The sequence below is a fragment of the Candidatus Skiveiella danica genome, from assembly GCF_022705245.1.
Classification (GTDB): domain Bacteria; phylum Pseudomonadota; class Gammaproteobacteria; order Burkholderiales; family Burkholderiaceae_C; genus Skiveiella; species Skiveiella danica.
This window is the reverse complement of sequence record NZ_JAKJEW010000011.1, coordinates 22,546-48,988: the sequence shown is the minus strand read 5'-3', so window position 1 is coordinate 48,988 and position 26,443 is coordinate 22,546. Positions and strand designations below refer to the sequence as shown.

Genomic DNA, 26,443 nt, shown 5'->3' with positions numbered 1-26,443 from the left:
CCCCCACGCTTGTCGCTGCGCGTACTGCGCTGCCCCCCAAGGGGGCCCTCGCGCCTTCGGGCGGCCGTGCGGCGCTCACTGGGTAACCCCCCTTGCTTGCGCATTGCGGTGCGGGTTTGCTTGGAGCGGCCCTGCGCGGCGCTCATGCCGTACTCCGGCGGTCCGGCGGTGCGGGCCGCTCCAGCAGCAGGCTCAGGGCCACCGCCACCGCAATCGCGAACACGATGTTGAGTTTGAACGGCAACGCGAACGCTGCCACGGCCGCGGCACCCGCCACGCCCGCCGACACCCGACGCAGGGGCGAGGTGCCCAGCGAACAGGCCACGCCGGTCAGCGCCAGGATGCCCGCGAAGCCCAGCCCCCAGTGCACCGGCACCGAGTGCGCCAGCACGATGCCGGTGATGCTGGCGACCTGCCAGCTGGCCCAGTTCAGGCCGCCGCCACCCGCCAGGTAGGCCAGTTGCGCATCACGCTCGTCCGCCGTGGTGGGCGGGTGCGCATAACGGCGCACGAACAGCACGTAGGTCATGTCGGCCGTCACATACCCCACCAGCAAACGAACCGGTCGCGGCAGGTGCATCACATAGCTGCGCAGGTGAGCGCTGAACACCACGAAGCGCAGGTTGACGCAGAAGCTGGTGGCCAGAATCACCCACACCGGCGCGCCGGCGGCGATCAGCGGGATGGCCGCCAGCTGCGAACTGCCGGCGAACACCAGCAAGGTCATGGCCAGCGCCTCGACGGTGCTCATGCCCGACTGCACCATCGCCACACCGGTCATCAGGCCCCAGGCGGCCAGGCCGGGCGCCACGCCGGAGATCTCGCGCGCGCCCGCCTTGAATTCGGGGTGCGCCGCCAGCCGGCGCAGGCGGTGAAGCGACGATGACGCGGCTCGGGGGCTCAACGGAATCAGGCGCTTGCAGGCGCGTCAAAGCGGGCGCCTTCGCCGACGGGGAATCCGCGCAGGAAATCGGCTGCCGCCAGCCGCTTCGCGCCGGCGCGCTGCAACTCGGTGACACACAGCACGCCGTCGCCACACACCACGCGCACACCGTCGTCGTTTACCAGCAAAATCTGGCCATTCCCTGCGTCGGATGGTCGTTTCATGCTATCCGTATGAGACTTCCAGAGCTTGATCGTCTCGCCCGCCAGGCTGCCACTGGCGCCCGGGAACGGATCGAAGGCGCGGATCCGGCGCTCGATCACCGATGCCGGGTTCGACCAGTCAACCTGGCTTTCGGCTTTTTCGATCTTGTGCGCGTAGGTGACCCCTTCGGCCGGTTGGCGCACGGGCTTCAGCCGCCCGGCTGCCGCTTCGTTCAGCGCCAGCACGATCAGCTTGCCGCCCAGATCGGCCAGTCGGTCGTGCAGCGTCGCGGTGGTATCGCGCCCGGTGATCGGCGTTGTGTGCATGAGCAGCATGTCACCGGTGTCCAGCCCCGCGTCCATCTGCATGATGGTGATGCCGGTCTCCGCATCGCCGGCTTCGATGGCGCGATGGATGGGCGCTGCGCCGCGCCAGCGGGGCAGCAACGAAGCGTGGATGTTGAAACAACCACGAACCGGAAGATCCAGCACCCATTGCGGCAGGATCAGGCCGTAGGCCGCCACCACCATCGCCTCGGCGCGAGCCGCGAGCAAGCTGTCGCGCGCCGCCGCGGCGTCGGCAGGGTACTTGCCGTCCAGACGCAGGCTGCGCGGCTGGGTCACGGGGATGCCATGCGCCAGGGCGAACTGTTTGACGGGCGAGGCCTGCAGTTTCAGCCCGCGGCCGGCCGGCCGGTCGGGCTGGGTCAGGACCAGGGCGATGTCGAACCCGCTGGCGTGCAGGCGCTCCAGCGCCACGCGGGCGAAATCGGGGGTTCCGGCAAAAATGATTCTCAAGGCAAGTCCTGTCCGAAGTCGATGGTTGAGGAGGGCCCGACGATCGGAACGCGGTGAGGTCGGCCACCGATGATCGTCGATGTATCAGGCGAGCCGGCTGGCGCCTCAGGCGCGTTCTTCACGCAGTTGCTTGAGCAGCTTGGACTTGATACGGTTGCGTTTCAGCGGGGAGAGGTACTCCACGAAGACCTTGCCCATGAGGTGGTCCATCTCGTGCTGGATGCACACGGCCAACATGCCTTCGGCCTCGATGGTGCGGGACCGCCCCTCGCCGTCCAGCGCGTTCACCCGAACCGCCACCGCTCGCTCGACGCCATCGTAGATGCCGGGGACGGACAGGCAGCCTTCCTCGCCCTTGACGCGCTCGGTACTGGCCCATTCGATGGCCGGATTGATCAGCACCAGCGGCTGGTTGCGATCCTCCGACACGTCGATCACCACCACCCGCTCGTGGACGTTGATCTGCGTCGCCGCCAGTCCGATGCCCTGGGCGTCGTACATGGTGTCCAGCATGTCGGCGACCAGGTCGCGGATGCGCGCATCCACCGCCTGCACGGGTCGGGCCACCGTGTGCAGACGGGGGTCGGGGTAGCGGAGAATGGAAAGCAGGGCCATGAAATCGGATCGCGTATGTCGTTATTTTCGCCACTTTTTACATTTCGCGCTCCACCTGAAACCATTTTACGTTGCCCATTCAAGGGCTTGAGCGCAGAATCAACAGTGATTTGTCAAGACTTTTCAGCGGGGACGAGCGCAACCATGAAACACCTGAGACCAGGAACTTTCCCAACCGTGGCCACCGCAACGGCTTGGGCGGTGTTGGCGACGGCGGGTTTTTCGCCTGAGACCATCTTTGCCCAGAATTTTCCGATCACAGCGACCCAGTCGCAGACGGCGCGCCAGGTGGCGCAAGCCGGCGTGCCGCTGGAGGAGCTCGCACCGGATGCACCGGACCGTTACGTGGTGAAGGCGGGCGACACGCTTTGGGCCATTTCCGGCATGTACCTCAAACGCCCCTGGCGCTGGCCCGAACTGTGGGGCATGAACTACCAGGAAATCCGCAACCCCCACCTCATTTATCCGGGGCAGGTGCTGCATCTGGAGCGCCAGGACGGTCGGGCACGGCTCAGAGTCGGTGAACCGGCTGACGGCAGTGGCGTCCCGACGATCAAACTCTCGCCCAGCGTTCGCGCCGAGGGACCGCGCGCCGACGCCTTGCCGACCCTGAAGAACAACCAGATCGAACCCTTCCTGGCGGAGCCGGTGGTGGTGGACGAACTGGCGCTGAGCCTGGCGCCGCGCATCGTCGCCATGACCGACAACCGCGTGCTGCTCAGCCATGGCGACCGGGCCTACGCACTGGGCCCCCCGGGCCAGCCTTTGCTCGAAGGGCCGGACCGGCCCAAGAATTTCCGCGTGTACCGCAACCCCAAGCCCCTGATTGATCCGATGACGCGGGAAGTGCTCGGATTTGAAGCGCCCAACGTGGGCCGGGCGCAGCTGGTGGCCGGCGAAAGCACCACCACGGTCCCCGGCAGTTCGGACGTCCTCGTCGTGCCGGCCACCATCCAGATCGTCGGGGACCGGCGCGAGATGGCCCCGGGCGACCGGCTGGCGCCCGAGCCGCCGCGCCCGTTCATCAGCTATACACCTCACGCGCCGGATCGTCCGGTGGATGCGCGCATCGCATCGTTCTACGGAGATGCCGTCATTTACGCGGGACAGAACCAGATCGTCACGATCAACCGCGGCACGCGCGACGGCATCGAAATCGGCCATGTGCTGGCGGTGTCCCGGCCCGGTCGCGCCAAGGTGGACACCACCACCGGCATCCCGGTGGCGATGCAGCTGCCTGACCAGCGGCTTGGCTTGCTGATGGTATTCCGCCCCTTCGAACGTGTCTCCTACGCGCTGCTGCTGCAGGTTTCCGAAGGCGTGGCCATCGGCGATGTGGTGACCAACCCCTAGTGACGCCGCGGCGCCACCGGCCCCGGACTGCGGGTGCGGCGCTGCTGGGGTGACGCCTCACGACCATGGAGCGCGATGAACTGGCCGCTTGGTTGCGTCTGGCGCTGACGCCCGGGATCGGCAACATCTCCGCGCGCAAGCTGCTGGTGGCTTTCGGTCTGCCGCAGGCCGTGTTCGGACAGACGGTGGCGGCCTTGTCCCGCGTGATCACCGCGAACCAGGCGTCCGAACTTCTGAAGCCGCCCGTGGGTCTGGACCAGCAGACCGAGCGCACCTGGCGCTGGCTCAACGAAGCCACCGACGACATCGCGCGTCGGGTGGCCACCCCGGGTGACGCCGACTACCCCGCCGCGCTGTTCGACATCGAAGACCCCCCGCTTCTCCTGTACCTGACCGGTCGCCTGCCTGCTGCGGTGGCCAGGCCTGCCATCGCCATCGTCGGCAGCCGTAACCCCACCCCGCAAGGCCAGACCAACGCGCACGGGTTTGCCAGGGCCTTCGCACACGCCGGTTTCACCGTGGTGTCGGGCCTGGCCCTCGGCATCGATGGGGCGGCGCACGAAGGCGCGCTGGCCGGCGCGGAGGCGCGGGACGAAAGCGATGACGGCTGGGCCACGCTGGCAGTGGTCGGCACCGGCCTGGATCGGGTCTATCCCGGCCGCCACCGCGATCTGGCCCATCGCATCACGCGACGGGGGGTGTTGCTCAGCGAATACCCGCTCGGCACGCCACCGCTTTCGGCCAATTTCCCCAAACGCAACCGCGTCATCTCGGGCCTGAGCCTGGGCACGCTGGTGGTCGAGGCCGCGCTGCAATCCGGCTCGCTGATCACCGCCCGGCTGGCCAGCGAGCAAGGCAAGGACGTGTTCGCGATTCCGGGGTCGATCCACGCGGTCCAGGCGCGCGGCTGCCATGCGCTCATCAAGCAAGGCGCCCGGCTGGTCGAAACGCCGGAGGAAGTGCTGGAGGAGCTTCGGGCACAAACGGGCGCGATCTCTCGAAGTCCTGATTCGATAGCGCCTGGTCGCCATTCGACGCTGGAGACCTGCCAGAACGACACAGAAAACCCGTTGCTGAAGGCCCTGGGATACGACCCGATCGGGCTGGATGCGCTGCTGGCCCGGACAGGACTGGACGCGGCCCGCCTGCAGGCGCAACTGCTGGCGCTGGAACTGGATGGCGCCGTCGCCCGCCTGCCGGGCGGCCTGTTTCAACGGCAGGCTACGGCCTAGGTGTCCGGGCGCCTCGCACCGGATCGCACGTCCCGCCCCGGTACGGTGCGGTGGGGTATATTGACCGCCATGTTCGAGGTGCTTGTCTACGTCTACGAAAACTACTGGCCGGGTGATGACTGCCCGGAGTCCCCGCAACTGATGCGCAAGCTCAGTGCGGTCGGCTTCGAGGACGACGATGTCCAGGAAGCCCTGACCTGGCTCACCGCCTTGAACCTGGCCACTGGCGAATGCCGACTGGAGCCGCAAGCCGGGATCGAGTCAGCGCCCGACAGCCTGCGGGTCTACTCGGTCAAGGAACAGAACCAGCTCGGCGCCGAATGCCTGGCCTACCTGGCCTGCCTCGAACGTGCCGGTTACCTGAGTGCGCTGCAACGCGAGATCGTGCTGGAACGCGCCAGCGCGGCGCGCCATGGCCCGACGTTGGACTTGGACGATATGCGGATCATCGTTCGAATGGTGTACTGGAGCCAAGGCATCGAGCCCGATGCGCTGCTGCGCGATGAGCTCTGCGACGCCCGTGGTTCCCGGCTGGCACACTGAGTGGTCCAGCCGCGCGATCAGCCCAGCAGCCGCTCGGGGTTCGCATCCAGCTTGGTCAGGGCCTCGCGCGTGGCACGCACGGTCAAGGCCTCTTCCTCGGCCGGCACCAGCAGGCCCGCCTGGAGATAGGCCGCCAGCCGCCGGGCCTGAATGAGGTAGCTGAAGCCGTCGGCGCTGGCGAACAGGTGGAGCTGGCGACGGTCACTGCGCCAGACCAGCTGGACCTGGACCACCCGGGCGTTGTGATCGAGCACGAACCACTGCCCCAGTTCCAGCTCGTGGGCCCAGGCAATCATCGCCTGGCTCGGACTGGAGCCGCTGTTGGCCAGCACCACGAAGGATGAGGCGTCCATGCCCAGCATCGCCTCCAGGGTACCGACGTCGAGCTCGAATTCTTCGGCGCCTTCGTCGCCGATGGCCACCTCCAGTTGCTCCAGCCGGCGCGCCATGTCGTCGATGTCTTCCTGGGACACGACGTCGGTCTTGGACTGGAACGCATCCGCCAGGATGTCGCTGATGGTCTTGATGTGCGCATCCTGCGTGGTGGGCGGCAGGCCCAGCAAGGACATGCCCTGGCGCAGGTTCTGCAGTATCCTGGGCAAGGCCTGGATCACCTTGGCCCGGTCTTCGCGGTTCGGTTTGGCGCTGGTGGCCCAGAGCAGATCGGTTGCGGTGCGCTTGAGCACCAGGGTGTCGGCATGCTGGGCGCCATGACGCAACGCGGCCACGGCCAACGCCTCCGCCCAGATCTTGAACAGAAACTCGCGGATCTCGTCGCGCACCCTGATCTTGTTGAGCAGGTTGCGCAACTCGATGGTGTACTGGATGGCCAGCGTTTCTTTCTGCTCCACCTGTTGGGCAACGCTCACCAGGCGCTGGGTGGCGCCTTTTTCGGTCAGGAATCGCGACAGGAATTTCTTGAACTCCTCCAGCACCAGCTGGAACACGCGGCGTCCGGTTTCCGGGTATTGCTCGATCACCTGCACGATCCTGCGGATTTCGGCCTCCATGGCGCCGCCCTGCACACCGCTGGCGTCGAAACCCAGAACGCACGAGCCCATGCGGTCGATCAGCTGCCGGGCCGGATGTTGCAAGGTGCCGAAGAACTCGGGCTCGTCCAGCGCCACGCGCAGCACCGGCATCTGCAAGCGCGCAAACCAGACCCGCACCCCGGCCGGAATGCGCTCCTCGGCGAGAATGGCCTGAAACATCAGCGCCACGATTTCGATGGTGGCCTTTTCGGTGACGGTTCCCGCCTTTTTCTTCAGCTCGGCGCTTCGCTCCCGGATTTCCCCGGCCAGCTGCTGCACCCCGCCGGTAGGCATCAACCCGGTACCGGTGACATAGGCCTGCGTGTGTTCTCCCGGATCCCGGGCGAGCGCCTGCGCCAGTTCCGGGGTGGGTGGCCGGCGTTCGGTCTGATCAAAGTCGGCCCCGCGATCCAGGAACAACCGACGCAGTTGCCCCAGCACGCCCTGCGCGCGCTGGCGCGCGCGGGCCAGCGGCGTGGTCGACGTCATCAGCCGCGTCTCATCGGCGAGGGCGCTGCGCGTGTTGCCTTGCCACCGCGATGCGTGGCCACCGGGTTCGCCCCGTGTCGAGTACCCCGAGGCACCCGTTGAGACCGGCCCCGAACGACTGGTCGGACCACTGCCTGCGCCGGTCGAATGGCGGCCGGACCCACCTGCCGAGCCGGTGCCGGGCGGCACCAAAGCCGCGCCGACACCGCCATCCTTGGTCCGACGGATCACGGACTTCGATTCGATGACCGGCATGACACCCTTTTCGACCAGGAACGCGTTGGCGTGCTGGTACGCACCCTGCAGGCGTTCGAGCAGCGCCGGCAACGTGCTGTCCTGTACCGCGTTCCAGCTCGAGCGCGAGATGCCGGCGGTGGACCACTGTTCGACCAGAATGGCCGCAAAGGTGTCGGGCTTGAGCACGTCCCGATCCGCCATCTCGGCGCCCCCGTCGAGGAAAGCGACGCGCTGGCGCAAGTCCTTGAGCTCCCAGGACACCTTGTCGGTGATCGCCAGCACCAGGCGCGACACCAGGATGCCGTTTTCGACCTCGTCATCGCCGATGAGGGTCAGCGTGTTGGGACGTCCGCTGACGTCCTTGCGCAGCACTTTCAGCGCGGGTGCCGTCAATGCCTGCTGCCAGGCTTTTTGCACGCCCAGGATCCAGGTGTCACGCAGCCGCAGGAATTCGACCAAAGCGTCACGGCGCGCCTGTTGCTCGCGCACCAGACCAGGCTGGTCAGCCAGGGCGCTGAGACGTCCCTGGGCCGTTGCCGCCAAATTCAGGATGACCCCGTCCACCTCGGCGACAAAGCGCTGGCGCACCGTGCGCGCAAGCGGCGAGGACGAGACGGGTGGTCCCTGGGTCACCATCGAGCGTCAGACCGTGGCCCCCGCGTTGGGATCGTTGGGGTCGGTCGCACCGTCGTCTTTGCGCGTCGCGGCCTTGACCAGGTCTTCGCGCGTGATGCCCAGCCACATGGCAATCGCCGCAGCCACAAAGACCGATGAGTAAATGCCGAAGAGAATGCCGATCGTCAGCGCCATGGCAAAGTAATGCAGCGTTTCACCGCCGAACAGCAGCATCGACAGCACCATGATCTGCGTGGACCCATGGGTGATGATGGTACGACTGATCGTGGACGTGATGGCGTTGTCAATGATTTCGACCGTGTTCATCTTGCGATAACGACGGAAATTCTCACGAATCCGGTCAAAAATCACCACAGACTCGTTGACCGAGTAGCCCAGCACGGCCAGCACCGCCGCCAGCACCGCCAGTGAAAACTCCCACTGGAAAAATGCGAAGAAGCCCAGAATGATGATGACGTCGTGCAGGTTGGCGATGATGGCCGCCACGGCGAATTTCCACTCGAACCGAAACGCCAGGTAGATCATGATGCCGGCCACCACCATGCCCAGGGCCTTGAGACCATCGGCGGCCAGCTCGTCACCGACCTGCGGGCCCACAAATTCGGTCCGCCGCAGATTGACGCCCGGATCGGCGCCTTTCAGCGCCGCCAGCACTCTTTCGCTTTGTTGCGACGACGTCACGCCCTTTTGCACCGGCAAGCGGATCATCACGTCCCGCGCAGTGCCGAAGTTCTGCACCTGAACGTCCGCGTACCCGAGACCGGACACGAGGTCGCGCACCTTGGCCAGGTCGGCCGGCTGCGAATAACTGACTTCCATCACGGTGCCACCGGTGAACTCCACCGACAGGTGCAACCCGCGCGAAAACAGGAAAAAAACCGCCGCGATGAACGTGATGAACGAGATGGCGTTGAACACCAACGCATGCCGCATGAACGGAATGTCTTTCCGGATCCTGAAAAATTCCATCGTGCGTCTCCTACTGTTTGTCGCCGTTGGTCTGCGCCGGCAAGCCGGCGCCATCGGGCCGCCACACCGTGCCGATCGAGACCGTCTTCAGTTTCTTCTGCGACCCGTACCAGAGGTTGACCAGCCCGCGCGAGAAGAACACGGCCGAGAACATGGAGGTCAGGATGCCGATGCAATGAACCACCGCGAACCCCCGCACCGGGCCGGAGCCGAAGGCCAGCAGCGCCAGGCCCGCGATCAAGGTGGTGATGTTGGAGTCGAAGATCGTGGCCCAGGCGCGGTCGTAGCCCGCATGGATCGCCGCCTGCGGCGACACGCCATTTCGCAACTCCTCCCGAACCCGCTCATTGATCAGCACGTTGGAGTCGATCGCCATGCCGAGCGCCAGCGCCATGGCCGCCATGCCGGGCAAGGTCAACGTGGCCTGCAACATGGACAGGATCGCCACCAGCAGCAGCAGGTTTACCGCCAGCGCGATACCGGAGATCAGCCCGAACAGCATGTAATAGGCCGCCATGAACGCCACGATCACCAGGAAGCCCCAGACCACGCTGTTGAAACCCTTGGCGATGTTCTCGGCGCCCAGGCTCGGACCGATGGTGCGTTCCTCGATGATTTCCATCGGCGCGGCGAGCGAGCCCGCGCGCAGCAACAGGGCCAGGTCGTTGGCCTCCACCACGGTCATCGCCCCCGAAATCTGAAAGCGCGTGCCCAGTTCGGCCTGGATGACGGGCGCCGTCAGCACTTCACCCTTGCCCTTCTCGAACAGGAGGATCGCCATGCGCTTTTTGAGGTTTTCGCGGCTGATGTCGCGCATGATGCGCCCGCCTTTGGCGTCCACCGTCAGGTCCACCTTGGGCTGCTGGGTCTGGGAGTCGAACCCGGGCTGCGCATCGGTCAGGCTGTCGCCGGTGATGATCACCTGTTTCTTCACGATCACCGCACGGCCGTCGCGCTGCATGTAGCGCTCGGCGCCAAACGGAACCGGGCCGCGGCCGGCTTCGGCGTCGCGCGCCTCTGCCGATTCGTCCACCAGGCGCATCTCCAGCGTAGCGGTGCGCCCGAGGATATCCTTTGCCTTGGCCGTGTCCTGCACACCGGGCAACTGCACCACGATGCGGTCCAGTCCCTGCTGCTGGATCACCGGCTCGGCCACACCCAGCTCGTTGATCCGGTTGTGCAGCGTCGTGATGTTCTGCTTGATCGCCTGTTCCTGGATGCGGCGGGCCGCCTCGGGCCGGATCGTGGCGGTCAGACGGTATTCCGCGCCTTCGGGAACCTCGGTCGTCTGAAGCTCGGCAAACTGATCCTGGATGATCCGTTTGGCGGCCTCCAGCGTCGCGGCATCACGCAGGCGGACATCGATGATCTGGCCGTTGCGCGAGATTCCGCCATGCCGGATGCTCTTTTCGCGCAGCACGGTGCGGATGTCGCCGCTCAAGGATTCGGCTTTTTTGTTCAAAGCCGCCTGCATGTCGACCTGCAACATGAAGTGCACGCCGCCGCGCAAGTCGAGCCCGAGGTACATCGGCGACGCATGCAAAGCGGACAACCAGGCCGGCGAACGCGGCACCAGGTTCAGCGCCACCACGTAGGCGGGATCGGTCGGATCCGGATTCAGCGCCCGCTGGATCGCGTCCTTGGCCTTGAGCTGGTTGTCGGTCGAATCGAATCGCGCCTTGACCGAGTTGCCGTCGAACGTGATCAGGTCGGCCGACAAGCCGGCACCCTTGAGCGCCGCCTCGATCCGGCCCTGGGTGCCGGTGTCGACGCGGACCGTCGCCTTGCCGGCAGACACCTGGACGGCCGGCGCTTCACCGAAAAAGTTGGGCAGCGCATAAATCACCCCCACCACCAATGCGATCACCATGATCGCGTACTTCCAGGCCGGGTAACGGTTCATATCGATTGAGCGTTGAGCGTTTGGCGTTACGGGCGGTGGGCATCGAACGGTGGCACACGCGCCAACCGTTCAACGCCCGGCATCCGGCGTCGTGTCACTTGATCGTGCCCTTGGGCAGGACCTGTACCACGGCGCTGCGCTGCAACTGGACCTCGATGCCGTTGGCGACTTCCACGCTCAGGTAGCCCTCGCCCAGTTTCGTCACCTTGCCCAGCAGACCGCCGGCCGTCACGACCTCGTCGCCTTTGGCCAGCGCGTCGATCATGGCGCGGTGCTCCTTCTGCTTCTTCATTTGCGGACGGATCATCACGAAATACAACACGACGAACATCAGCACCAGCGGCAGCATGCTCATCAGCGAGGACTGCATGTCGCCACCTGCTGCAGCAGCGGGCGCGGTCTGGGCAAAAGCGGAAGAAATGAACACGGGCAAACTCCAGGAAACAGGAACAACAAAACCGCGCAGGCAGGTCAACACCGCCCAACGCAGGCAACTTTGCATTGTATGACGGTGCCCCAAAGGCCTTGCATCGTCACTGACAAGCGTTCAGACCTTGGGGCGACTTCCGAAGGCGCCTCAACTTACTCCTGAAACCATAGCTGCTCGTGGCCGGCGGACGCTGGGGAAAGGCTGCTTGAATGCCAAAAAGGCCACGTTTTCCGCGTTTCAGGTGCTTTGGCGCGCTCCAGAAGTCTCCCGCCAGGCCACCATCGCACGGCTCCAAACCTCGCGGGCCGTCTTCAGGTTGCGCGCCTTCACATGGCCAAAGCCCTTGATCTGCTCCGGGATGCGCGCGATCTCCACCGCCGCACCATGGTTGGCCACGTTCAAAGTGCGTAGCACCTCTTCGATCGTCGCGCGGTACTCGCCGATCAGCGCCCGCTCGGCCTTGCGTTCCTCGGTGCGGCCGAAGATGTCGAACGCCCCGCCGCGCAAGCCCTTGAGCGACGCCAGAACCTTGAAAGCGGTTCGCATCGACGGGCCGAACCGCTGTTTGACCAGTTCGCCCCGGTCGTTCGTCTTTGCGATCAAGGGTGGCGCCATGTGGTAATTCAGTGTGAAGTCACCCTCGAACAGGCCGCCGATCGTGTCCAGGAACGCGGCGTTGGTGTGCAGGCGCGCCACCTCGTATTCGTCCTTGTAGGCCATCAGCTTGAACAGGTACCGGGCGACGCTTTCCGCCAGCGTGGTCTTGCCCAAGGGCGCTTCCGCTGCGCGCACGGCCTCCACGAATGCCCGGTAGGTCGCCGCGTAGGCGGCGTCCTGGTAGGCCGTGAGGAACTCCACCCGGCGTGCGACCAGGCTCTCCACGGTCTCGCGCTTCTTGAATTCCACCACCGGGGTCGGCGCCAGCGCCGCGGCCACCCGGGCCGGATCGTGCGCTGCCTGGCGGCCCCATTCGAACGCGGCCTTGTTGTTGTCGACTTCGACGGCATTGAGCTCAATGGCCCGCACCAAAGCCTCGTGCCCCAGGGGAATCCAGCCCTTCTGCCAGGCGTAGCCCAGGATCATCGGGTTCACATAGATCGTGTCGCCCAGGAGCTGGCTGGCCATGGCGTCGGCATTGAACAGCCCCACGCACGTCTCGCCCACGGTCCGCGTGACGTCGGCCACGCACTGTTCCGACGGGTTTTGCCAATTACCGTTCTTGACAAAGGCGGCCGTCGGCGTGCCCTGTGCGTTGAGCGCTACGCGCGTGCGGCCTTCCAGCATGCGCGACACCGTTTCCCTGCCGGCGGTGACGATCGGGTCGCAGCCGATGATCAGGTCGGCCGCCGCCATGCTGACGCGCGTGGTGCGGATGTCATCCTGCCTCGCGCCGATCAGCACATGGCTCCAGGTCGCGCCGCCCTTTTGCGCCAGACCGCCCGCGTCCTGCGTGACAATGCCCTTGCCTTCCAGGTGCGCGGCCACGCCGAGCAACTGGCCGATCGTGATCACGCCGGTGCCACCCACGCCGGCCACCACGATGCCCCAGGCTTGCGTCAACGCAGGCAAGACGGGATCGGGCAAAACTCCCAGTTCGAACGGCGAGGCGCCCTTGCCTTTGTTCTTCTTCTTGAGCTGGCCGCCCTCGACCGTGACAAAGCTCGGACAAAAGCCTTTGACGCATGAAAAGTCCTTGTTGCAGGTGCTCTGGTTGATTCTCCGTTTCCGGCCGAATTCGGTTTCCAGCGGCTCCACGCTCAGGCAGTTGGATTGCACGCCGCAGTCGCCACAACCTTCGCACACCAACTCGTTGATCACCACACGCCGGGCGGGTTCGGCCATCGTGCCGCGCTTGCGGCGGCGGCGTTTTTCGGTGGCGCAGGTCTGGTCGTAGATGATGACCGTCGTGCCTTTGATCTCGCGGAACTCGCGTTGCACCGCGTCGAGCAAGTCGCGGTGCCGGATGGCGATGCCGTCGGGCAAGCCCAGCGCGCCGCGTGCGCTTTCCTGCTTCACCCCGTCGTATTTTTCGGGCTCGTCGGTCACGATGGTGATCTTCACGGCACCTTCGGCACGCATGCTCTGCGCGATCTGGATCACCGAATGCCCCTCCGGCCGTTCGCCCACCTGCTGCCCGCCGGTCATCGCGACCGCGTCGTTGTAAAGGATTTTGTAAGTGATGTTCACGCCGGCGGCGATGCTCTGGCGGATGGCCAGGATGCCGCTGTGGAAATACGTGCCGTCGCCGATGTTGGCGAACATGTGCGCCGTGGTACTGAACGGTTGCTGGCCGACCCATGGCACGCCCTCGCCGCCCATCTGCGTGAAACCGACGGTCGCGCGGTCCATCCAGATGCTCATGAAGTGGCAGCCGATGCCCGCCATCGCGCGCGAGCCCTCGGGCACCTTGGTTGAAGTGTTGTGCGGGCAACCCGAGCAGAACCAGGGCTGGCGATCGCCATGAACCTCCAGCACCTGCATGGCGCTTTCCTTCGCACGCATCACGGCCAAACGGGCGTCCAGGCGCGCCTCGATATCGGCGGGAACACCCAGGGCCTTCAGGCGTTGTGCGATGGCCGCGGCGATCAAGGCCGGCGACAGGTCGGCATTGGCGCGCAACAGGGTGTTGGCCGTGGGGTTGGCCATCGACCATTCGCCACCCGGATGCCCTTCACCCATGTCGTTGAACTTGCCCAGGACATTGGGGCGAACGTCCGGGCGCCAGTTGTACAGCTCTTCCTTGAGCTGGTATTCGATGACCTGGCGTTTTTCCTCGACCACCAGGATTTCCTGCAGGCCGGTTGCGAACTCCCGCGTCAGCTGCGCCTCCAGCGGCCAGACCACGCCGACCTTGTGCAGGCGGATGCCAAGTTGCCGGCAGGTGTCGTCGTCCAGCCCCAGGTCGTGCAGCGCCTGGCGCGTGTCGTTGTAGGCCTTGCCGCTGGCGATCAGGCCAAAACGGTCGTTCGGCCCCTCGATCACGTTGTAATTCAGCCGGTTGGCGCGGATGTAGGCCAGCGCGGCATACCACTTGTAGTGAAACAGGCGCGCTTCCTGGTCCAGCGCATGGTCGGGCCAGCGAATGTGCAGGCCGCCCGGCGGCATCTGGAAGTCGGTCGGCAGATGGATCGTCACTCGCTCGGGGTCGATCATCGCCGTGGCACTGGACTCGACGATCTCCTGAATCGTCTTCATGCCGGCCCAGACGCCCGAAAACCGGCTCATCGCAAAGGCGTGGATGCCCAGGTCCAGAATCTCCTGCACGCTGGCCGGGAAGAACACCGGCGTGCCGCAGGCCTTGAAGATGTGGTCGCTCTGGTGGGCCGCCGTGGAGCTTTTCGAGACGTGGTCATCCCCGGCCACCGCGATCACGCCGCCCCATGGCGTGGTGCCGGCCATGTTCGCGTGCTTGAACACGTCGGAGCACCGGTCCACGCCCGGTCCCTTGCCATACCAGATGCCGAAGACGCCGTCGAACCGGTTGGTGCCGGGCGGCGCAAAACCGAGCTGCTGCGTGCCCCACAGCGCCGTGGCCGCCAGCTCCTCGTTGACGCCCGGCTGGAACACGATGTTCTGCGCCTTCAGAAACGGCGCGGCCTTCCACAAGGCCTGGTCGTAACCGCCGAGCGGAGAGCCGCGGTAGCCGCTGACGAACCCCGCCGTGTTCTTACCCTGGGCCTGGTCGCGCACGCGCTGCAGCATCGGCAGCTTGACCAGCGCCTGGACGCCGCTCATGAAGGCGCGGCCGTGATCCAGTGCGTATTTGTCGTCCAGGGTGACGGTTTCGAGCGCCTTGCGGACGGAATCGGGCAGTGGTGCGTTCATGAATCGTGTCTCCGGGCGGTGGCGAACGGCCGGGTGGGCCGGTGAAGCAAGTGTCGCCCGGGTAGGGCGCTGGCTCTAAAGGACTGCAAAGTGTAGAGGCCGAACGCCGATATGTCTTTGCTATTTTTTCCCGTTTGACGCTACCATGCGCAAGATTCTTTCTTCAAGAGGCCATATTGGACGGGCTGGACAGGTTCGACATCGCGATCCTGCGCGAGCTGCAGGCCGACGGGCGCCTCAGCAACGCCGAACTCAGCACGCGCGTGGGTCTGTCGGCCGCGCCCTGCTGGCGGCGCGTGCGGGCGCTGGAAGAAGGCGGCTATATCAAGGGATACCGCGCCGAGATCGACCGCCACAAGATCGGCCTGGGCGTGCTGGCCTTCGTGCGGCTCGATGCCGAACGCAACAACGCCAACGTGACGCGCCAACTGGAAGAAGCCATCCGCGCGGTGCCCGAGGTGATTTCGTGCCACTACATCAGTGGCACCGGCACGTTCGAGTTGCAAGTGGTGAGCCGCGACCTCAACAGCTTCAGCCAGTTTGCCCGCGACGTGCTGCTCAACCTGCCGAACGTCAAGGATCTGCACACCAGCTTTTCGCTGGGCGAGGTCAAGGCAGGTGGGGCGCTGCCGTTGGGTCAACTCCTGTCCGACAGGTCTCCTGGTGGGTGACAAATATTGTCCACGCGCCCGTGGCTTTGTCAGAAATTGTCGCATTGGCTAGCAAATTCTTTGCGGCCTCTGACGCGGCGACGCCAATTTCGCCCTGGGCTGCAGGGAATGTTGGCTGGCACGTAATTTGCTGCTAGCAGCCTGTTAGTACACTTTTCAACCAAGGAGTTCATCATGAAGCGTTCCATCCAGAAGGGTTTTACCCTCATTGAATTGATGATCGTCGTCGCGATCATCGGCATTCTGGCCGCCGTGGCCCTGCCCGCTTACCAAGACTACACGGTTCGCGCCCGGGTGTCCGAAGTGATTCTGGCAGCTTCTTCGTGCCGCACCACCATCACCGAGTCCCTGCAAAGTTCGCCAATTTCCAACGCCTCTACCGCCATTTCCGGTTGCGCGATCAGCAACACGAAGATGGTTCTGAGTGGTACATCCAGCACCAACGGCGTCATCACGGTTGCAGGCGATCCTGCAGGCCTCGGTGGCTCGACCTCTGCGACGGCCAACACGATTCAACTCGTGCCCTATATCAATGGCACAGCGGTTGTCGGTACGACCGACGGTGGCAAGACCATCACCGAATGGCGCTGTGGTCCTGCGACGACCAACCCGATGGACCGCAAGTACCTGCCCGGTTCCTGCAAGTCCTAAACCTTCTCGATTTGCCTGATGCCGAAGGGCCGCGCAAGCGGCCCTTTTCCATGGGTCGCCGACCTATTTTCGAGCGAGTACCCGCCAAGCCTCCGGACATGATTCGCGACATCCCTTTCAAACGCTCGGATTGGCTCTTTCCGGGCTTGGCGGTGTTGACCGCGATTGGCTGGTTGCTGCCCAACCACTACCCGCCTTGGAACACGTTCCACACCGATGCCTGGATGGCCGTTTGCCTGTTGATCGCCGCTGCGGGTTTTCTCAGGAGCAACCCGTCCACGATCCAGGTGTCGAGACCGGCTCTGGTACTGTTGGGCCTTTGCGCCATTCCGTGGGTTCAATACGGCTTGGGTGTGTTGCCGCTGTTCAGCAGCGCGCTGCTCGCCTCGCTCTACCTTGCAGGGTTGGCCCTGGCCTTCATTCTTGGCGAAAACTGGAGCCGCTCCAGCACTGTCCGTCCGCTGACGTTCGTGTTGCTCGCGGCTGGTTTGGCCGCCGTCGCCTCCGTTGGACTGCAGTTGTACCAGTGGCTGGGGTTGACCGCAGACTTTGGCCTGATGGACATCTGGGTGATGGTCATCGGCGAGGAGCATCGCCCCTTCGCCAACCTGGGGCAACCCAATCAATTGGCTTCCCTGTTGTTGTGGGGATTGCTGGGCTGCCTGCTCGCCTGGCATCAACGGTGGATGGGTGCGGCCGTGGCCTTGGTGCTGGCCGCGTTTGTCCTGTTCGGCATTGCGCTGACCGAGTCCCGGACTGCCCTGCTCACGTTGACCCTTTACGTGGCGGCGCTGAGCCTCTGGCGCCCGGCTTTCCTTGATTGGCGGGTGCTGCGGGGTTTTCAGGCCTTGTACGTTTTTTATCTGATCAGCCTCTTCGTCCAGGAGCCACTGGCGCGTCTACTTGAGCTGGACGAACCCCTGACCCTGTTCAAACGCACGCAGGGCGAGTTACGCCTCAAGTTGTGGACCATGGCGCTGGACGCATCCACCGTTTCACCCTGGCTGGGCTCAGGCTGGGGCAGAAGCAACGCCGCGCTGTTCGAGGTGTTCCAGAACCATCCGCACTTGGAGGCCACTTACTTTGAGCAGAGCCACAGTCTGCCGCTGGACATCATTCTGTGGGTCGGCTGGCCGCTGGGCTTGGCCATCGCCGCGTTGGTGGCCTACTGGCTCTTCTGCTTGCTGCGCTCCATCGACGGCATGGAGACACTGATTGCAGTCGGCGCGATCGGGGTAATGACAGTGCATGCCCTGCTGGAGTTGCCCCTGCATCATGGCTATTTTCTCTGGCCGCTCGGATTGATCGCGGGCGCCGTCAATCCGGCTAAGTTCCGGACGAAACATTGGGTCGCGCGTCGCGGCCATGCCGCAGCTACTGTGGCGTCGCTCGGCATTCTGACCGGCGTGATCATCGTCGACTACTTCAAGGTGGAGACCGCGTTCACGGAGCTTCGTTTCGAGTTGGCCAAAGTGGGCCGTGATCATGACACCACGCTCCCGGAAACGCTTTTGCTCACGGACTGGCCACGGCAGATTGCACTCACTCGATCAACCCCTCATGCTGGAATGACCGAGGCGGAAATCAATGACTGGAAAGCGCTGATGCTCTACAACACCGCGCCACTGTCCATGCGAAAGTATGTTGGCGCGCTCGCGCTCAATGGGCATGGCGACGAGGCGCAACGTTGGGCTCAACGGATCTGCTGGCTATTGCAGGAGAAACTGTGCCGTCCTCTCGCCGACGAGTGGTCGGAGTCCGTCAAATCGCTCTCGGCACACAGTCCCACCCGTCCATAGCATGCCAAGCCGGACTGCTCGCGCGTTTCACACGCCTGGATGCCCGTGTCGCTACGGCTGCTTCTCGCACCGCCGAACTTCGGCCATACTCCGCTCGAATGAATCCGTCTGTCTCCAGCTTTGACTGGCCAGCCCGTTTCAGGGCTGCGGCCATCCATGCCTGTCTGAGTCTTCTGGTGGCTGCTGGTGCGGCGGCGCTGGTCTTTGGGGTCTGGTATCCCTATCCGTATCGGGAGATTTCCGGTGGGCGGGAATTATTCACCCTTGTAGTCACTGTTGACGTCGTGCTCGGGCCTTTGCTGACCTTCGCCGTCTTCAATCGTCGCAAGCCCCGACCAGAACTGCGGCGTGATCTGGCGGTGATCGTGATGCTGCAGTTGGCGGGGCTCGCCTATGGCCTGCATGCCGTGGCCATGGCACGCCCGGTGCATCTGGCCTGGGAGCTGGACCGCATGCGGGTGATCCACGCCGTCGATGTGCCCGAAGAACTTCTTGCACGCGCCCCAGAAGGGTTGAAAACGCTGCCGTGGACCGGACCGACGCCAGTCGCCGTCCGACTGTTTCGCGACGCCGCGGAAGCCGGAGATGTGACTCTGGCGGCGTTGGGTGGTGCGGATATGGGCGCGCGTCCCGACCTGTGGCAGTCGTACGCCGAGGCGGCCGGCCGGATACGGGCCAGTGCGCAGCCTGTCGCCACCTTGCGAGCCCTCAAGCCAGCCGCAGGAGCGTCATTGGACGTTGCCGTTCAAAGGGCCGGTGTGCCCGAGTCTGAGCTGATGTGGCTGCCGCTGGTCAGTCGCAAGTCGTTCTGGACGGTGCTGCTGCGAAAGGATAATTTGCTCCCTGTGGCCTTTCTGCCGCTTGACCCATATTGAGCTACGAAAACCGCACCGCCCGAATCCTCGCATCCGATTTGATGCAAAGGCACACCCTCGTTCAGACATGAACCCAACCGCCCTGATCTGCGGCATCTCCGGCCAGGATGGCGCTTACCTCGCCCAGCGGTTGCTTTCCAAAGGCTACCGCGTGATCGGCACCGCGCGTGACGCGCAGATGAGCCGCTTTGACAACCTGGATCGCCTGGGCATCCGTAGCCAGGTGCAGGTGGTCTCCATGGCGATCAACGATTTCCGCAGCGTGCTGCAGGTGCTGTCGCGCCACCAACCGGCGGAGGTTTACAACCTGGCGGGCCAGAGTTCGGTGGGCCTCTCGTTCGAGCAACCGGTGGAAACGCTGGAGAGCATCAGCATCGGCACGCTGAACCTGCTGGAAAGCATCCGCTTTCTGAACCAAGGCATCCGCCTGTACAACGCCAGTTCGGGTGAATGTTTCGGAGACACGGGCGACACCCCTGCCAATGAGGAAACGCCATTTCGTCCGCGAAGTCCCTACGCCGTAGCCAAGGCAGCCGCATTCTGGCAGGTGGCCAATTATCGCGAGGCCTATGGCCTGTTTGCCTGCTCGGGCATTCTGTTCAACCACGAATCGCCGCTGCGCCCGGAGCGCTTCGTCACGCAGAAGGTGGTGCGCGCAGCCTGTCGCATCGCCGGCGGCGGTGGCGAGCGGCTTCGACTGGGCAACCTCGACATCCAGCGCGACTGGGGCTGGGCGCCCGAATACGTGGAAGCCATGTGGCGCATGCTGCAGCATGACGCGCCACGGGATTTCGTCATTGCAACGGGGGAAACCCGTGCCCTGAGAGACTTCGTGGCCGAGTCCTTTGCAGCCCTGGGGCTGGACTGGACGGACCATGTTGAAACCGACCCGACCCTGATGCGACCGACCGACATCCGGATCAGCCGCGCCGATCCGTCCCTGGCCCTGGCACAACTGGGCTGGCAGGCCGAGACACGTATGGCCGAGGTGGTGAGGCGGATGGTGGAGGCCGCCGCGGCGGCCTGATATGGCCTTGGGGCATGACTTTTTCATGGCGATCGCCTTCGTCCTTCTCGCCCTCCCCTGGCTCAACCCCTTCAGCCCCGGCCCGACGCCGAGCGTCGTGCCCTTGCTGTTGAGCTGGACTTGTGCGGCGGCCCTGGTGTTGACCCGCGCGCCCGTTGGGGGCGCGGCGACCCGGCTCGCGTTGCCGGGCGGCGTGGCCGCGCTCTTCTTCGGCGCCGCGTTCTGGCGCACCGGGCTACCGCCTGGCGCCGAGGTTCTGGCTTTGGGCATGAGCCTGCTGGCCATCATGGCCTGCGCCCTCCGATTTGCTGGAGCCGACCCAGCCGATGGCCGGGTGGTGGCGCGGGCCTGGCTGCTGGCCGGGCTGGTCAGTGTTGGGATGGGCGTTCTGCAATACACCGGCTCGGCACAGGCGCTGGCGCCGTGGGTCAGCCCAGCCACCCTGGGCGACGCCTTCGGCAACCTGCGCCAGCGCAACCACTATGCCAGTCTGACCAGCATTGCCTTGTGTGCACTGTTGTGGCTGGCTCGCCATGACGACAGGTTCCGGCGACCCATGCCGGTAGTCCTTGCGGCCGTGCTGCTGGCCGCGGGCAATGCGTTGTCGCATTCACGCACCGGTTTGTTCCAGTTGCTGCTGATCCTGGGTCTGGCCTTGCTGTGGGGCCTGCACCGGGAGCGCGCCGCGCGCTGGGTGCTGGCGCCGGTGCTGCCGATCTACCTGCTGACCGCGCTGGCCATGCCGCTGTTGATCCCGGGAGGAGCGCATGCGGGCATCTTCACCCGCCTGAGCGAAGGTGCGCTCAGTTGCGCCAGTCGCACCACCTTGTGGTCGAATGTGCTCGATCTGATCCGTCTGGAGCCCTGGTGGGGCTGGGGTTGGGGCCGTCTCGACTACGCGCACTTCGCCACGCTCTATGACGGCCCCCGGTTCTGCGACATTCTGGACAACGCCCACAACCTGCCGCTGCATCTGGCGGTGGAGTTGGGGCTCCCGGTGGCGCTGATCCTGTGCGGCGCCGCGCTGTGGGCCGTGCTGCGCCTGCAACCCTGGCGTGAGACCGATGCGCTGCGGCAGATGGCCTGGGCGGTGCTGGCGGTCATGGGGTTGCACAGCTTGCTGGAGTATCCGCTGTGGTACGGCCCGTTCCAGATGGCCGCGGGCATTTGCCTGGGCTTACTGGTGGCAGTGCCCCAATCCGGCTCGCGCCGCCCGCTTGCCGCCCTGGCGCTGGCCGTTCCGCTGGGGGTGGGTGTTGTGTTGGCGGCGCTGGACTACCATCGTGCGCGGCAGGTCTACCTGTCGCCCGAAGAGCGCAGCGCCACCTTCGCCGACCAGACGCTGGAGAAATCGCGCGAGGCCTGGCTCTTCCGTGATCAGGTGCGCTTTGCTGAGCTGACCACCACGTCGCTGGATCGTGCCAACGCCGAATGGACGCTGGCCACGGCCACGGCGCTGCTGCGGTTCTCGCCCGAACCCCGGGTGATTGAAAAAGCCGTCGAAAGCGCTGTGATGCTGGGCCGTGACGACGAGGCGCTGCAACACCTCGCCCGATTCCGCGCCGCGTTTCCCGGGGAGCATGCCGACTGGGCGGCCGCCCTGCGCAAGCCGCTGGCGCCGCCTGACGTCGACGAATGAAGCGGCACGTCGCTGCTGCCGGGTTCACTGCTCTGGCACATGCGACGCCATGGCTTCTACAATGCGTCCACCATGGACGACGCCCCAGACGATCACCTCCCCCCGCAGGAACGTGCCGCGCGCCAGCTCATCACACCGGGCGCGCTGGTGCAGCTGAGCCTGGCCGACGCGCGCGAGGTGGTGACCTACATGCAACCCCGGCGCATCCCGGGCGGCACCACGATCTTCCATGCCGGCGACGCCACCGATGGGGACGACATGCTGCTGGTGATCGACGGCGACGTGACGGTGGAAAACCAGGCCTCTCCCACCAGCGAAGGCCTGGTGGTGACGGTGCTGGGCCCCGGCAGCCTGATCGGCGAGATGAGCCTGATCGACGGCTCGCCGCGCTCGGCCACCTGTGTGGCCGCCACCGATGTCTCAGCGGGGCGCTTGACCCGGGACGCCTTGGCCCAACTGATGAGCGAGCAACCTGCCGTGGCGGCTCGCCTGCTGCTGGCGATATCGAAGCGCCTGTCCGATCACCTGCGCGAGGCCAACCGCAAGATCCTGGCCCTCACCCAGGTCAGCCGCGCACTGCAGCAGGAGCTGGACGCAGCCCATGCCATCAATCGCCGGCTGCTGGCGCCCAAGGGGCCGCGCGTGCGTTGAACGGCTCCTGAGGGGCAAGCAGGACGCTACTCAATTTATAGCTTGCTTTGGCTATCCAACGCTGGGTAGTGCCATTTTTCGTTCACATTCGGGCTGTTTTCGGGAAAAGAGGCCATGGGGCACGATGGCAACCGCCTCGAGAGCGGCTCCTGCGTCTGCGCGACAAATCCCGCCGGCGGTTGCGGCGCGGGGTAAGCGGCGTTCTCATTCCCAGGCGTGGGCATTCCACGGCAAAATCGTCCCGACACTTTCCTGTTCATCCATCCGCATCGAATCTCCCATGTCCAAGGCACGGTTGCGCGCGGCCACCGTCGGTGGCCAACCCGATGAAGTCGAGGCCGCGTTTTACGAGGCGCTGCAGAACGCCGACATCGCGCAACTCATGGCCTGCTGGGCCGACGAAGACGACATCGTCTGCGTGCACCCCGGCGGACCTCGGCATGTGGGCAACGCGGCCATTCGCGCGGCATTCGAGGCTGTCTTTGCCAACGGCGGCATTCCGGTGCTGGCACAGCGGGTGCGGCGGGTGGAGTCGCTGGCCAGCGCGATGCATAACGTGCTGGAGCGCGTGGTCGTGATGACCGAGCAGGGGCCACAGACCGCCTGCGTGATCGCCACCAACGTGTATCACAAGACCCCGCAGGGCTGGCGTCTGGTGGCCCACCATGCCAGCCCGGGTACCTTGCAGGATATCGAAGACGCCGCTGGCGGGGCTCAGGTGCTCCATTGAGGCTCTGGTTGGCGACCAGACCCGCGCCCGCCGCCGGTCAGGTTCGTTCTTGTGCTCGAAAGTTGACTTTTTTTGGCATTTTCCTCCGCCGGTCAGTCATCACTCGCTATGAATGATGTAGCACCCTGGTGGTTGCCGGGCGGCAACCTGCAAACCATCTGGCCGGCGCTCGCTGCGCGGCGCTTTGTCGCGGCACCGCCGACGTACCGCCGTGAGCGCTGGGACACGCCGGACGGCGACTTTGTGGATGTGGATTTCGGGGCGGATGCGCGCTTGGGCGTCCAGGCCGTAGTGGCCACACCGATGGCTGGGACGACCATTCCGACGATCGGGACGCCCGGATCAGCCGGAAGACCGCTGCTCGTGCTGTTTCACGGCCTGGAAGGCTCGTCGCGCAGCCATTACGCCGAGGCCTTTGCCGACTGGTGTGCAGCCCACGCCATCGCCTACGCGGTGCCGCATTTCCGCGGTTGCAGCGGCGAGCTGAACCGGGGCCCGCGTGCCTACCATTCGGGTGATTTCGAGGAGATCGACTGGATTTTGCGGCGGCTGCGCGCACGCCACACCGCCCAAGGCGGCGGCCCGCTGCTGGCGGTGGGCATCTCCCTCGGCGGCAACGCGCTGATGCGCTGGGCCGGCGAGATGGGCGCTGCCGCAGCCGGCGTGGCCGACGCGGTGGCCGCCGTGTCGTCCCCGCTGGATCTGTCGGCCGGGGGCCATGCGATCGGGCGCGGCTTCAACCGGCTGGTCTACACCCGCATGTTCCTGAACACCATGAAGCCCAAGGCACTGGCCAAGCTGGCCCAACACCCCGGGCTCTTCGACCGCGCCGCGCTGCTTGCCGCGCGCGACCTGTACGCCTTTGACCAGCACTTCACCGCGCCGTTGCACGGCTTTCGAAGCACCGAGGATTACTGGGCAAGAGCCTCGGCCAAGCCACACCTGCCACGCATTCGCATTCCTGCACTGCTGGTCAACGCCCTGAACGACCCGTTCGTGCCCGCCGCCAGCCTGCCGCGACCCCGCGAAGTCGGTCCCCTGGTCACGCTCTGGCAGCCCCGGCACGGGGGCCACGTCGGGTTCGCACAGGGGCGGCCGCCGGGTCATGTGCGCTCCATGCCGGAAGCTGTGGGTCTGTGGCTGATGCGGCAGGTGAATGGGGCTCGACAATAATGGCGCCATGGATGACATCGTCAGACAGGCGCTTGCGAAGTGGCCCCACGTACCCGATTGTTATGGTTGGCTTGGCTTGGACGCGCGCGGCAACTGGTACATGCGCGACGACCGCACGCAAGCGCTAGGGTCCTTCCCCAGGCTGGATCGCCCCGGACCGCCGGGCGCGCGCGGTTCGCTGCTCAGGCACGACAAGCTGATCGAATTCATCCAGCGCAATTACGAACCCGACTCGGCCGGACGCTGGTTTTTCCAAAACGGGCCGCAGCGGGTGTTTGTCGAACTGGAGGCCACTCCGTGGATCTGGCGCTTGCACGCTGCTGATGACGGGGTCGAAGGGGTGACGGCGCACACCGGCCGCGTGGCGCAGGTGCGAAGCTGCCTGCTGGACGAACACGGGCGCTTGTACCTCGACACCGACATCGGTTTCGGCCTCGTTCATACGCAGGACGTGGCGATGGCCGCCGGGATGGTCGAATCCGGGCGCTGGACGCCCTGCGACGTGCGCTCCGGCCAGCTGGCCGCGGCGTTCGGCTACGTGCCCAGCCCGCAGGCCGCCCATCACCGGCAGACTTAGCTCCTTATTCGATAGCTGCCCGTGGCCAGCTGACGCGGGAACTGGGGCGATTCGACCAAGAGAAAGTGGCCCTTGAATCGAAATGGAAGGCTTTGCGCGGCCACGGAGGGCCCGCCGGCCGGTCGATGACCGACCGACTGGGTGGTTGCGAGGCCTATTTGGCCGGCGCGGACGCTGGTGCGGCGGCAGAATCGGCCGCCGGCGCGGCGGGTGCCTTGGGTTCTTCGAACTTGCCGCCGCCGGCGTTGGCCAGATACACCACGGCTCGACCGATCTCGATGTCGGAGAAGTCACCACCGCCCTGCGGGCCCATCGCATTCTTGCCCTTGAGCGCCGAGTTCAGCAGGGCATCAAAACCGGTCGCGATTCGTGGACCCCAGGCCGCCGCATCCTGGAACTTGGGCGCACCAGCCACGCCCGCCGCGTGACAGGCCGCGCACTGGACCTTGTAGACCTCCTCGCCCGATTTCAGGGGACGGTTGGCGTCGCGGATCTCGACACTGCCGACCTTCTGGATCCGGGTGGCCACGCCCCGCTCGAAGGCGTCCGGATCCGACTGCGGCCTGGGGCCGGAGGTGACGAAATAGACCAATCCGATGATGATGAAGACCGGCGCCACAAAGGCATACAGACTCGCCAGCAGCAGTTGCTTGGGCGTCTTGATCGGGCCGGTGTGTGCTTCTTCGTGGCTGGAGTCTTGACCGTTGGCGCTCATGGTGTCCTCAGATTGTCGGGGCGGCCCGGCAACGGGCACGAAAAGCTGTGGATTATATCGACGTGCCCGGTTTTTGGCAGACGCGTCTGAGGCGCCTAACGAGGTTCCCAGGCGGCCAATCGTTGGCGGACTTTCCGCATAAACCGCACCGCCGACCAGGCCCGAAAACCCCATCGCCACGCCACTCTGGGCCGCGTGACCACGATCACCACGGTCAGGGTGAACAGCACGTGCGGATGCTGGCGCACCCATCGCACAGCGGCACGCACACGGTCACCCACCGTCAACAGAGGCAGCAGGGCGGCTGACTGCACAAGCAATTGCGCCCGGGCCTCTGTCGATCGGATCACCAGATGCCGCCGGCGCAACGCCAGATCTTCACGGGCCCGGCTCATGGGCGCAGGGTTTGCTTGTCGCGATCGAGTTCGGCCAGACTCGCCTCAAACAGCCGCGACCCCCGGGCGAACCGGGCACGTGCGGCGAAAGCGGCCACGCCCCCCAAGCTGAGAAAGGCGGTGGCAAAGACAGCCAGCGCAAGCAGTCGATGGTTCTCCCAGAGCAGCACCGTCAGCAGGATGGCCAGGAAGGTGAGCCCGAGAGCCAGAAGAATAACCGCGATGGCACCATACAGAAGCAACTCGCCCAGGCGCAGCGCCTCTTCGCGCGCCTCAACGCTGGCGAGCTCCAGCCGAATCGCGAGAAACTCGACCAAGCTGGCCGAGAACCCGCGCAGCGACACCGCCAAGCGTTCCGGAGGGGCCGGAGCACTCATGGCTGGCGCATGGGTT

General features: G+C 65.3%; 24 protein-coding genes. 13 read left to right on the top strand and 11 right to left on the bottom strand.

Going from position 1 to position 26,443, the window contains the following annotated elements; genetic code table 11:
* Positions 1-142: 142 nt before the first annotated feature.
* From ACMUOY_RS08290 to def, 3 genes are all read right to left on the bottom strand, one after another.
* Positions 143-904, bottom strand: coding sequence for an AzlC family ABC transporter permease (locus ACMUOY_RS08290; RefSeq protein ID WP_413892234.1), 762 nt, complete (start codon positions 902-904; stop codon positions 143-145).
* A gap of 5 nt (positions 905-909) precedes the next feature.
* Positions 910-1,884 (bottom strand): methionyl-tRNA formyltransferase, encoded by a 975-nt coding sequence (fmt, locus tag ACMUOY_RS08285; RefSeq protein WP_413892233.1) that lies wholly within the window; start codon positions 1,882-1,884, stop codon positions 910-912.
* Between the two features lie 105 nt (positions 1,885-1,989).
* The gene (gene def / locus ACMUOY_RS08280) at positions 1,990-2,499 is read right to left on the bottom strand and encodes a peptide deformylase (protein WP_413892232.1); all 510 of its coding nucleotides are present in this window, start codon (positions 2,497-2,499) and stop codon (positions 1,990-1,992) included.
* Between the two features lie 144 nt (positions 2,500-2,643).
* On the opposite strand from def, the gene ACMUOY_RS08275 reads away from it, so the two are divergent.
* The 3 genes from ACMUOY_RS08275 (at position 2,644) to ACMUOY_RS08265 (ending at position 5,627) form a co-directional block, all read left to right on the top strand.
* Positions 2,644-3,852 carry a LysM peptidoglycan-binding domain-containing protein gene (locus ACMUOY_RS08275; RefSeq protein WP_413892231.1) on the top strand — a complete coding sequence of 403 codons (1,209 nt, stop codon included), beginning with the start codon at positions 2,644-2,646 and terminating at the stop codon, positions 3,850-3,852.
* Between the two features lie 65 nt (positions 3,853-3,917).
* The gene (gene dprA / locus ACMUOY_RS08270; protein ID WP_413892230.1) at positions 3,918-5,084 is read left to right on the top strand and encodes a DNA-processing protein DprA; all 1,167 of its coding nucleotides are present in this window, start codon (positions 3,918-3,920) and stop codon (positions 5,082-5,084) included.
* A 69-nt stretch (positions 5,085-5,153) separates the two neighbouring features.
* Entirely contained in the window at positions 5,154-5,627 is a 474-nt protein-coding gene (locus tag ACMUOY_RS08265; RefSeq protein WP_413892229.1) for a DUF494 family protein, read from the top strand.
* Between the two features lie 17 nt (positions 5,628-5,644).
* Here ACMUOY_RS08265 and ACMUOY_RS08260 read toward each other — a convergent pair whose 3' ends face one another.
* From ACMUOY_RS08260 to ACMUOY_RS08240, 5 genes are all read right to left on the bottom strand, one after another.
* On the bottom strand, positions 5,645-8,020 hold the full coding sequence (locus tag ACMUOY_RS08260) for a DUF1631 family protein (protein ID WP_413892228.1): 2,376 nt from the start codon (positions 8,018-8,020) through the stop codon (positions 5,645-5,647).
* A 6-nt stretch (positions 8,021-8,026) separates the two neighbouring features.
* The gene (gene secF, locus ACMUOY_RS08255) at positions 8,027-8,989 is read right to left on the bottom strand and encodes a protein translocase subunit SecF (protein ID WP_413892227.1); all 963 of its coding nucleotides are present in this window, start codon (positions 8,987-8,989) and stop codon (positions 8,027-8,029) included.
* A gap of 10 nt (positions 8,990-8,999) precedes the next feature.
* Entirely contained in the window at positions 9,000-10,892 is a 1,893-nt protein-coding gene (gene secD, locus ACMUOY_RS08250) for a preprotein translocase subunit SecD (RefSeq protein ID WP_413892226.1), read from the bottom strand.
* Positions 10,893-10,986: 94 nt separating this feature from the next.
* On the bottom strand, positions 10,987-11,319 hold the full coding sequence (yajC, locus tag ACMUOY_RS08245) for a preprotein translocase subunit YajC (RefSeq protein WP_413892225.1): 333 nt from the start codon (positions 11,317-11,319) through the stop codon (positions 10,987-10,989).
* Positions 11,320-11,559: 240 nt separating this feature from the next.
* A complete protein-coding gene (locus tag ACMUOY_RS08240) occupies positions 11,560-15,147 on the bottom strand; it encodes an indolepyruvate ferredoxin oxidoreductase family protein (protein ID WP_413892224.1) in 3,588 nt (1,195 codons plus the stop codon).
* A 176-nt stretch (positions 15,148-15,323) separates the two neighbouring features.
* Here ACMUOY_RS08240 and ACMUOY_RS08235 point away from each other — a divergent pair, with 176 nt between their 5' ends.
* The 10 genes from ACMUOY_RS08235 to ACMUOY_RS08190 all read left to right on the top strand — a co-directional run bounded on the left by ACMUOY_RS08235 (position 15,324) and on the right by ACMUOY_RS08190 (position 24,940).
* Positions 15,324-15,818, top strand: coding sequence for an Lrp/AsnC family transcriptional regulator (locus ACMUOY_RS08235; RefSeq protein ID WP_413892223.1), 495 nt, complete (start codon positions 15,324-15,326; stop codon positions 15,816-15,818).
* Between the two features lie 174 nt (positions 15,819-15,992).
* A complete protein-coding gene (locus ACMUOY_RS08230) occupies positions 15,993-16,469 on the top strand; it encodes a pilin (RefSeq protein WP_413892222.1) in 477 nt (158 codons plus the stop codon).
* Positions 16,470-16,567: 98 nt separating this feature from the next.
* On the top strand, positions 16,568-18,268 hold the full coding sequence (locus tag ACMUOY_RS08225; RefSeq protein ID WP_413892221.1) for a PglL family O-oligosaccharyltransferase: 1,701 nt from the start codon (positions 16,568-16,570) through the stop codon (positions 18,266-18,268).
* Between the two features lie 98 nt (positions 18,269-18,366).
* Positions 18,367-19,143 carry a TfpX/TfpZ family type IV pilin accessory protein gene (gene tfpZ, locus ACMUOY_RS08220; protein ID WP_413892220.1) on the top strand — a complete coding sequence of 259 codons (777 nt, stop codon included), beginning with the start codon at positions 18,367-18,369 and terminating at the stop codon, positions 19,141-19,143.
* 67 nt (positions 19,144-19,210) lie between these two features.
* Entirely contained in the window at positions 19,211-20,170 is a 960-nt protein-coding gene (locus tag ACMUOY_RS08215) for a GDP-mannose 4,6-dehydratase (RefSeq protein WP_413892219.1), read from the top strand.
* A 25-nt stretch (positions 20,171-20,195) separates the two neighbouring features.
* On the top strand, positions 20,196-21,809 hold the full coding sequence (locus tag ACMUOY_RS08210; protein ID WP_413892218.1) for a PglL family O-oligosaccharyltransferase: 1,614 nt from the start codon (positions 20,196-20,198) through the stop codon (positions 21,807-21,809).
* Positions 21,810-21,881: 72 nt separating this feature from the next.
* Positions 21,882-22,460 carry a cyclic nucleotide-binding domain-containing protein gene (locus ACMUOY_RS08205; RefSeq protein WP_413892217.1) on the top strand — a complete coding sequence of 193 codons (579 nt, stop codon included), beginning with the start codon at positions 21,882-21,884 and terminating at the stop codon, positions 22,458-22,460.
* Between the two features lie 280 nt (positions 22,461-22,740).
* A complete protein-coding gene (locus ACMUOY_RS08200; RefSeq protein ID WP_413892216.1) occupies positions 22,741-23,190 on the top strand; it encodes a YybH family protein in 450 nt (149 codons plus the stop codon).
* Positions 23,191-23,298: 108 nt separating this feature from the next.
* Positions 23,299-24,363, top strand: coding sequence for a YheT family hydrolase (locus ACMUOY_RS08195; RefSeq protein ID WP_413892215.1), 1,065 nt, complete (start codon positions 23,299-23,301; stop codon positions 24,361-24,363).
* Between the two features lie 7 nt (positions 24,364-24,370).
* Complete coding sequence (locus ACMUOY_RS08190; RefSeq protein WP_413892214.1) at positions 24,371-24,940, top strand: DUF2946 family protein; 570 nt, start codon at positions 24,371-24,373, stop codon at positions 24,938-24,940.
* 154 nt (positions 24,941-25,094) lie between these two features.
* On the opposite strand, the gene ACMUOY_RS08185 is transcribed toward ACMUOY_RS08190, so the two are convergent.
* The 3 genes from ACMUOY_RS08185 to ACMUOY_RS08175 all read right to left on the bottom strand — a co-directional run bounded on the left by ACMUOY_RS08185 (position 25,095) and on the right by ACMUOY_RS08175 (position 26,427).
* A complete protein-coding gene (locus ACMUOY_RS08185; RefSeq protein ID WP_413892213.1) occupies positions 25,095-25,655 on the bottom strand; it encodes a c-type cytochrome in 561 nt (186 codons plus the stop codon).
* 95 nt (positions 25,656-25,750) lie between these two features.
* Positions 25,751-26,050, bottom strand: a complete 300-nt coding sequence (locus tag ACMUOY_RS08180) for a YqjK family protein (RefSeq protein WP_413892212.1) — start codon at positions 26,048-26,050, stop codon at positions 25,751-25,753.
* On the bottom strand, positions 26,047-26,427 hold the full coding sequence (locus tag ACMUOY_RS08175) for a phage holin family protein (protein ID WP_413892211.1): 381 nt from the start codon (positions 26,425-26,427) through the stop codon (positions 26,047-26,049). The genes ACMUOY_RS08180 and ACMUOY_RS08175 overlap by 4 nt, the downstream gene beginning before the upstream one ends.
* Positions 26,428-26,443 lie beyond the last annotated feature (16 nt).

Coding starts and splice junctions, on each gene's coding strand:
- def (WP_413892232.1), bottom strand. CDS start 2,499: ATGGCCCTGCTTTCCATTCTCCGCTACCCCGACCCCCGTCTGCACACG.
- ACMUOY_RS08275 (WP_413892231.1), top strand. CDS start 2,644: ATGAAACACCTGAGACCAGGAACTTTCCCAACCGTGGCCACCGCAACG.
- dprA (WP_413892230.1), top strand. CDS start 3,918: ATGGAGCGCGATGAACTGGCCGCTTGGTTGCGTCTGGCGCTGACGCCC.
- ACMUOY_RS08265 (WP_413892229.1), top strand. CDS start 5,154: ATGTTCGAGGTGCTTGTCTACGTCTACGAAAACTACTGGCCGGGTGAT.
- ACMUOY_RS08260 (WP_413892228.1), bottom strand. CDS start 8,020: ATGGTGACCCAGGGACCACCCGTCTCGTCCTCGCCGCTTGCGCGCACG.
- secF (WP_413892227.1), bottom strand. CDS start 8,989: ATGGAATTTTTCAGGATCCGGAAAGACATTCCGTTCATGCGGCATGCG.
- secD (WP_413892226.1), bottom strand. CDS start 10,892: ATGAACCGTTACCCGGCCTGGAAGTACGCGATCATGGTGATCGCATTG.
- ACMUOY_RS08240 (WP_413892224.1), bottom strand. CDS start 15,147: ATGAACGCACCACTGCCCGATTCCGTCCGCAAGGCGCTCGAAACCGTC.
- ACMUOY_RS08230 (WP_413892222.1), top strand. CDS start 15,993: ATGAAGCGTTCCATCCAGAAGGGTTTTACCCTCATTGAATTGATGATC.
- ACMUOY_RS08225 (WP_413892221.1), top strand. CDS start 16,568: ATGATTCGCGACATCCCTTTCAAACGCTCGGATTGGCTCTTTCCGGGC.
- tfpZ (WP_413892220.1), top strand. CDS start 18,367: ATGAATCCGTCTGTCTCCAGCTTTGACTGGCCAGCCCGTTTCAGGGCT.
- ACMUOY_RS08215 (WP_413892219.1), top strand. CDS start 19,211: ATGAACCCAACCGCCCTGATCTGCGGCATCTCCGGCCAGGATGGCGCT.
- ACMUOY_RS08210 (WP_413892218.1), top strand. CDS start 20,196: ATGGCGATCGCCTTCGTCCTTCTCGCCCTCCCCTGGCTCAACCCCTTC.
- ACMUOY_RS08205 (WP_413892217.1), top strand. CDS start 21,882: ATGGACGACGCCCCAGACGATCACCTCCCCCCGCAGGAACGTGCCGCG.
- ACMUOY_RS08200 (WP_413892216.1), top strand. CDS start 22,741: ATGTCCAAGGCACGGTTGCGCGCGGCCACCGTCGGTGGCCAACCCGAT.
- ACMUOY_RS08195 (WP_413892215.1), top strand. CDS start 23,299: ATGAATGATGTAGCACCCTGGTGGTTGCCGGGCGGCAACCTGCAAACC.
- ACMUOY_RS08190 (WP_413892214.1), top strand. CDS start 24,371: ATGGATGACATCGTCAGACAGGCGCTTGCGAAGTGGCCCCACGTACCC.
- ACMUOY_RS08185 (WP_413892213.1), bottom strand. CDS start 25,655: ATGAGCGCCAACGGTCAAGACTCCAGCCACGAAGAAGCACACACCGGC.
- ACMUOY_RS08180 (WP_413892212.1), bottom strand. CDS start 26,050: ATGAGCCGGGCCCGTGAAGATCTGGCGTTGCGCCGGCGGCATCTGGTG.
- ACMUOY_RS08175 (WP_413892211.1), bottom strand. CDS start 26,427: ATGAGTGCTCCGGCCCCTCCGGAACGCTTGGCGGTGTCGCTGCGCGGG.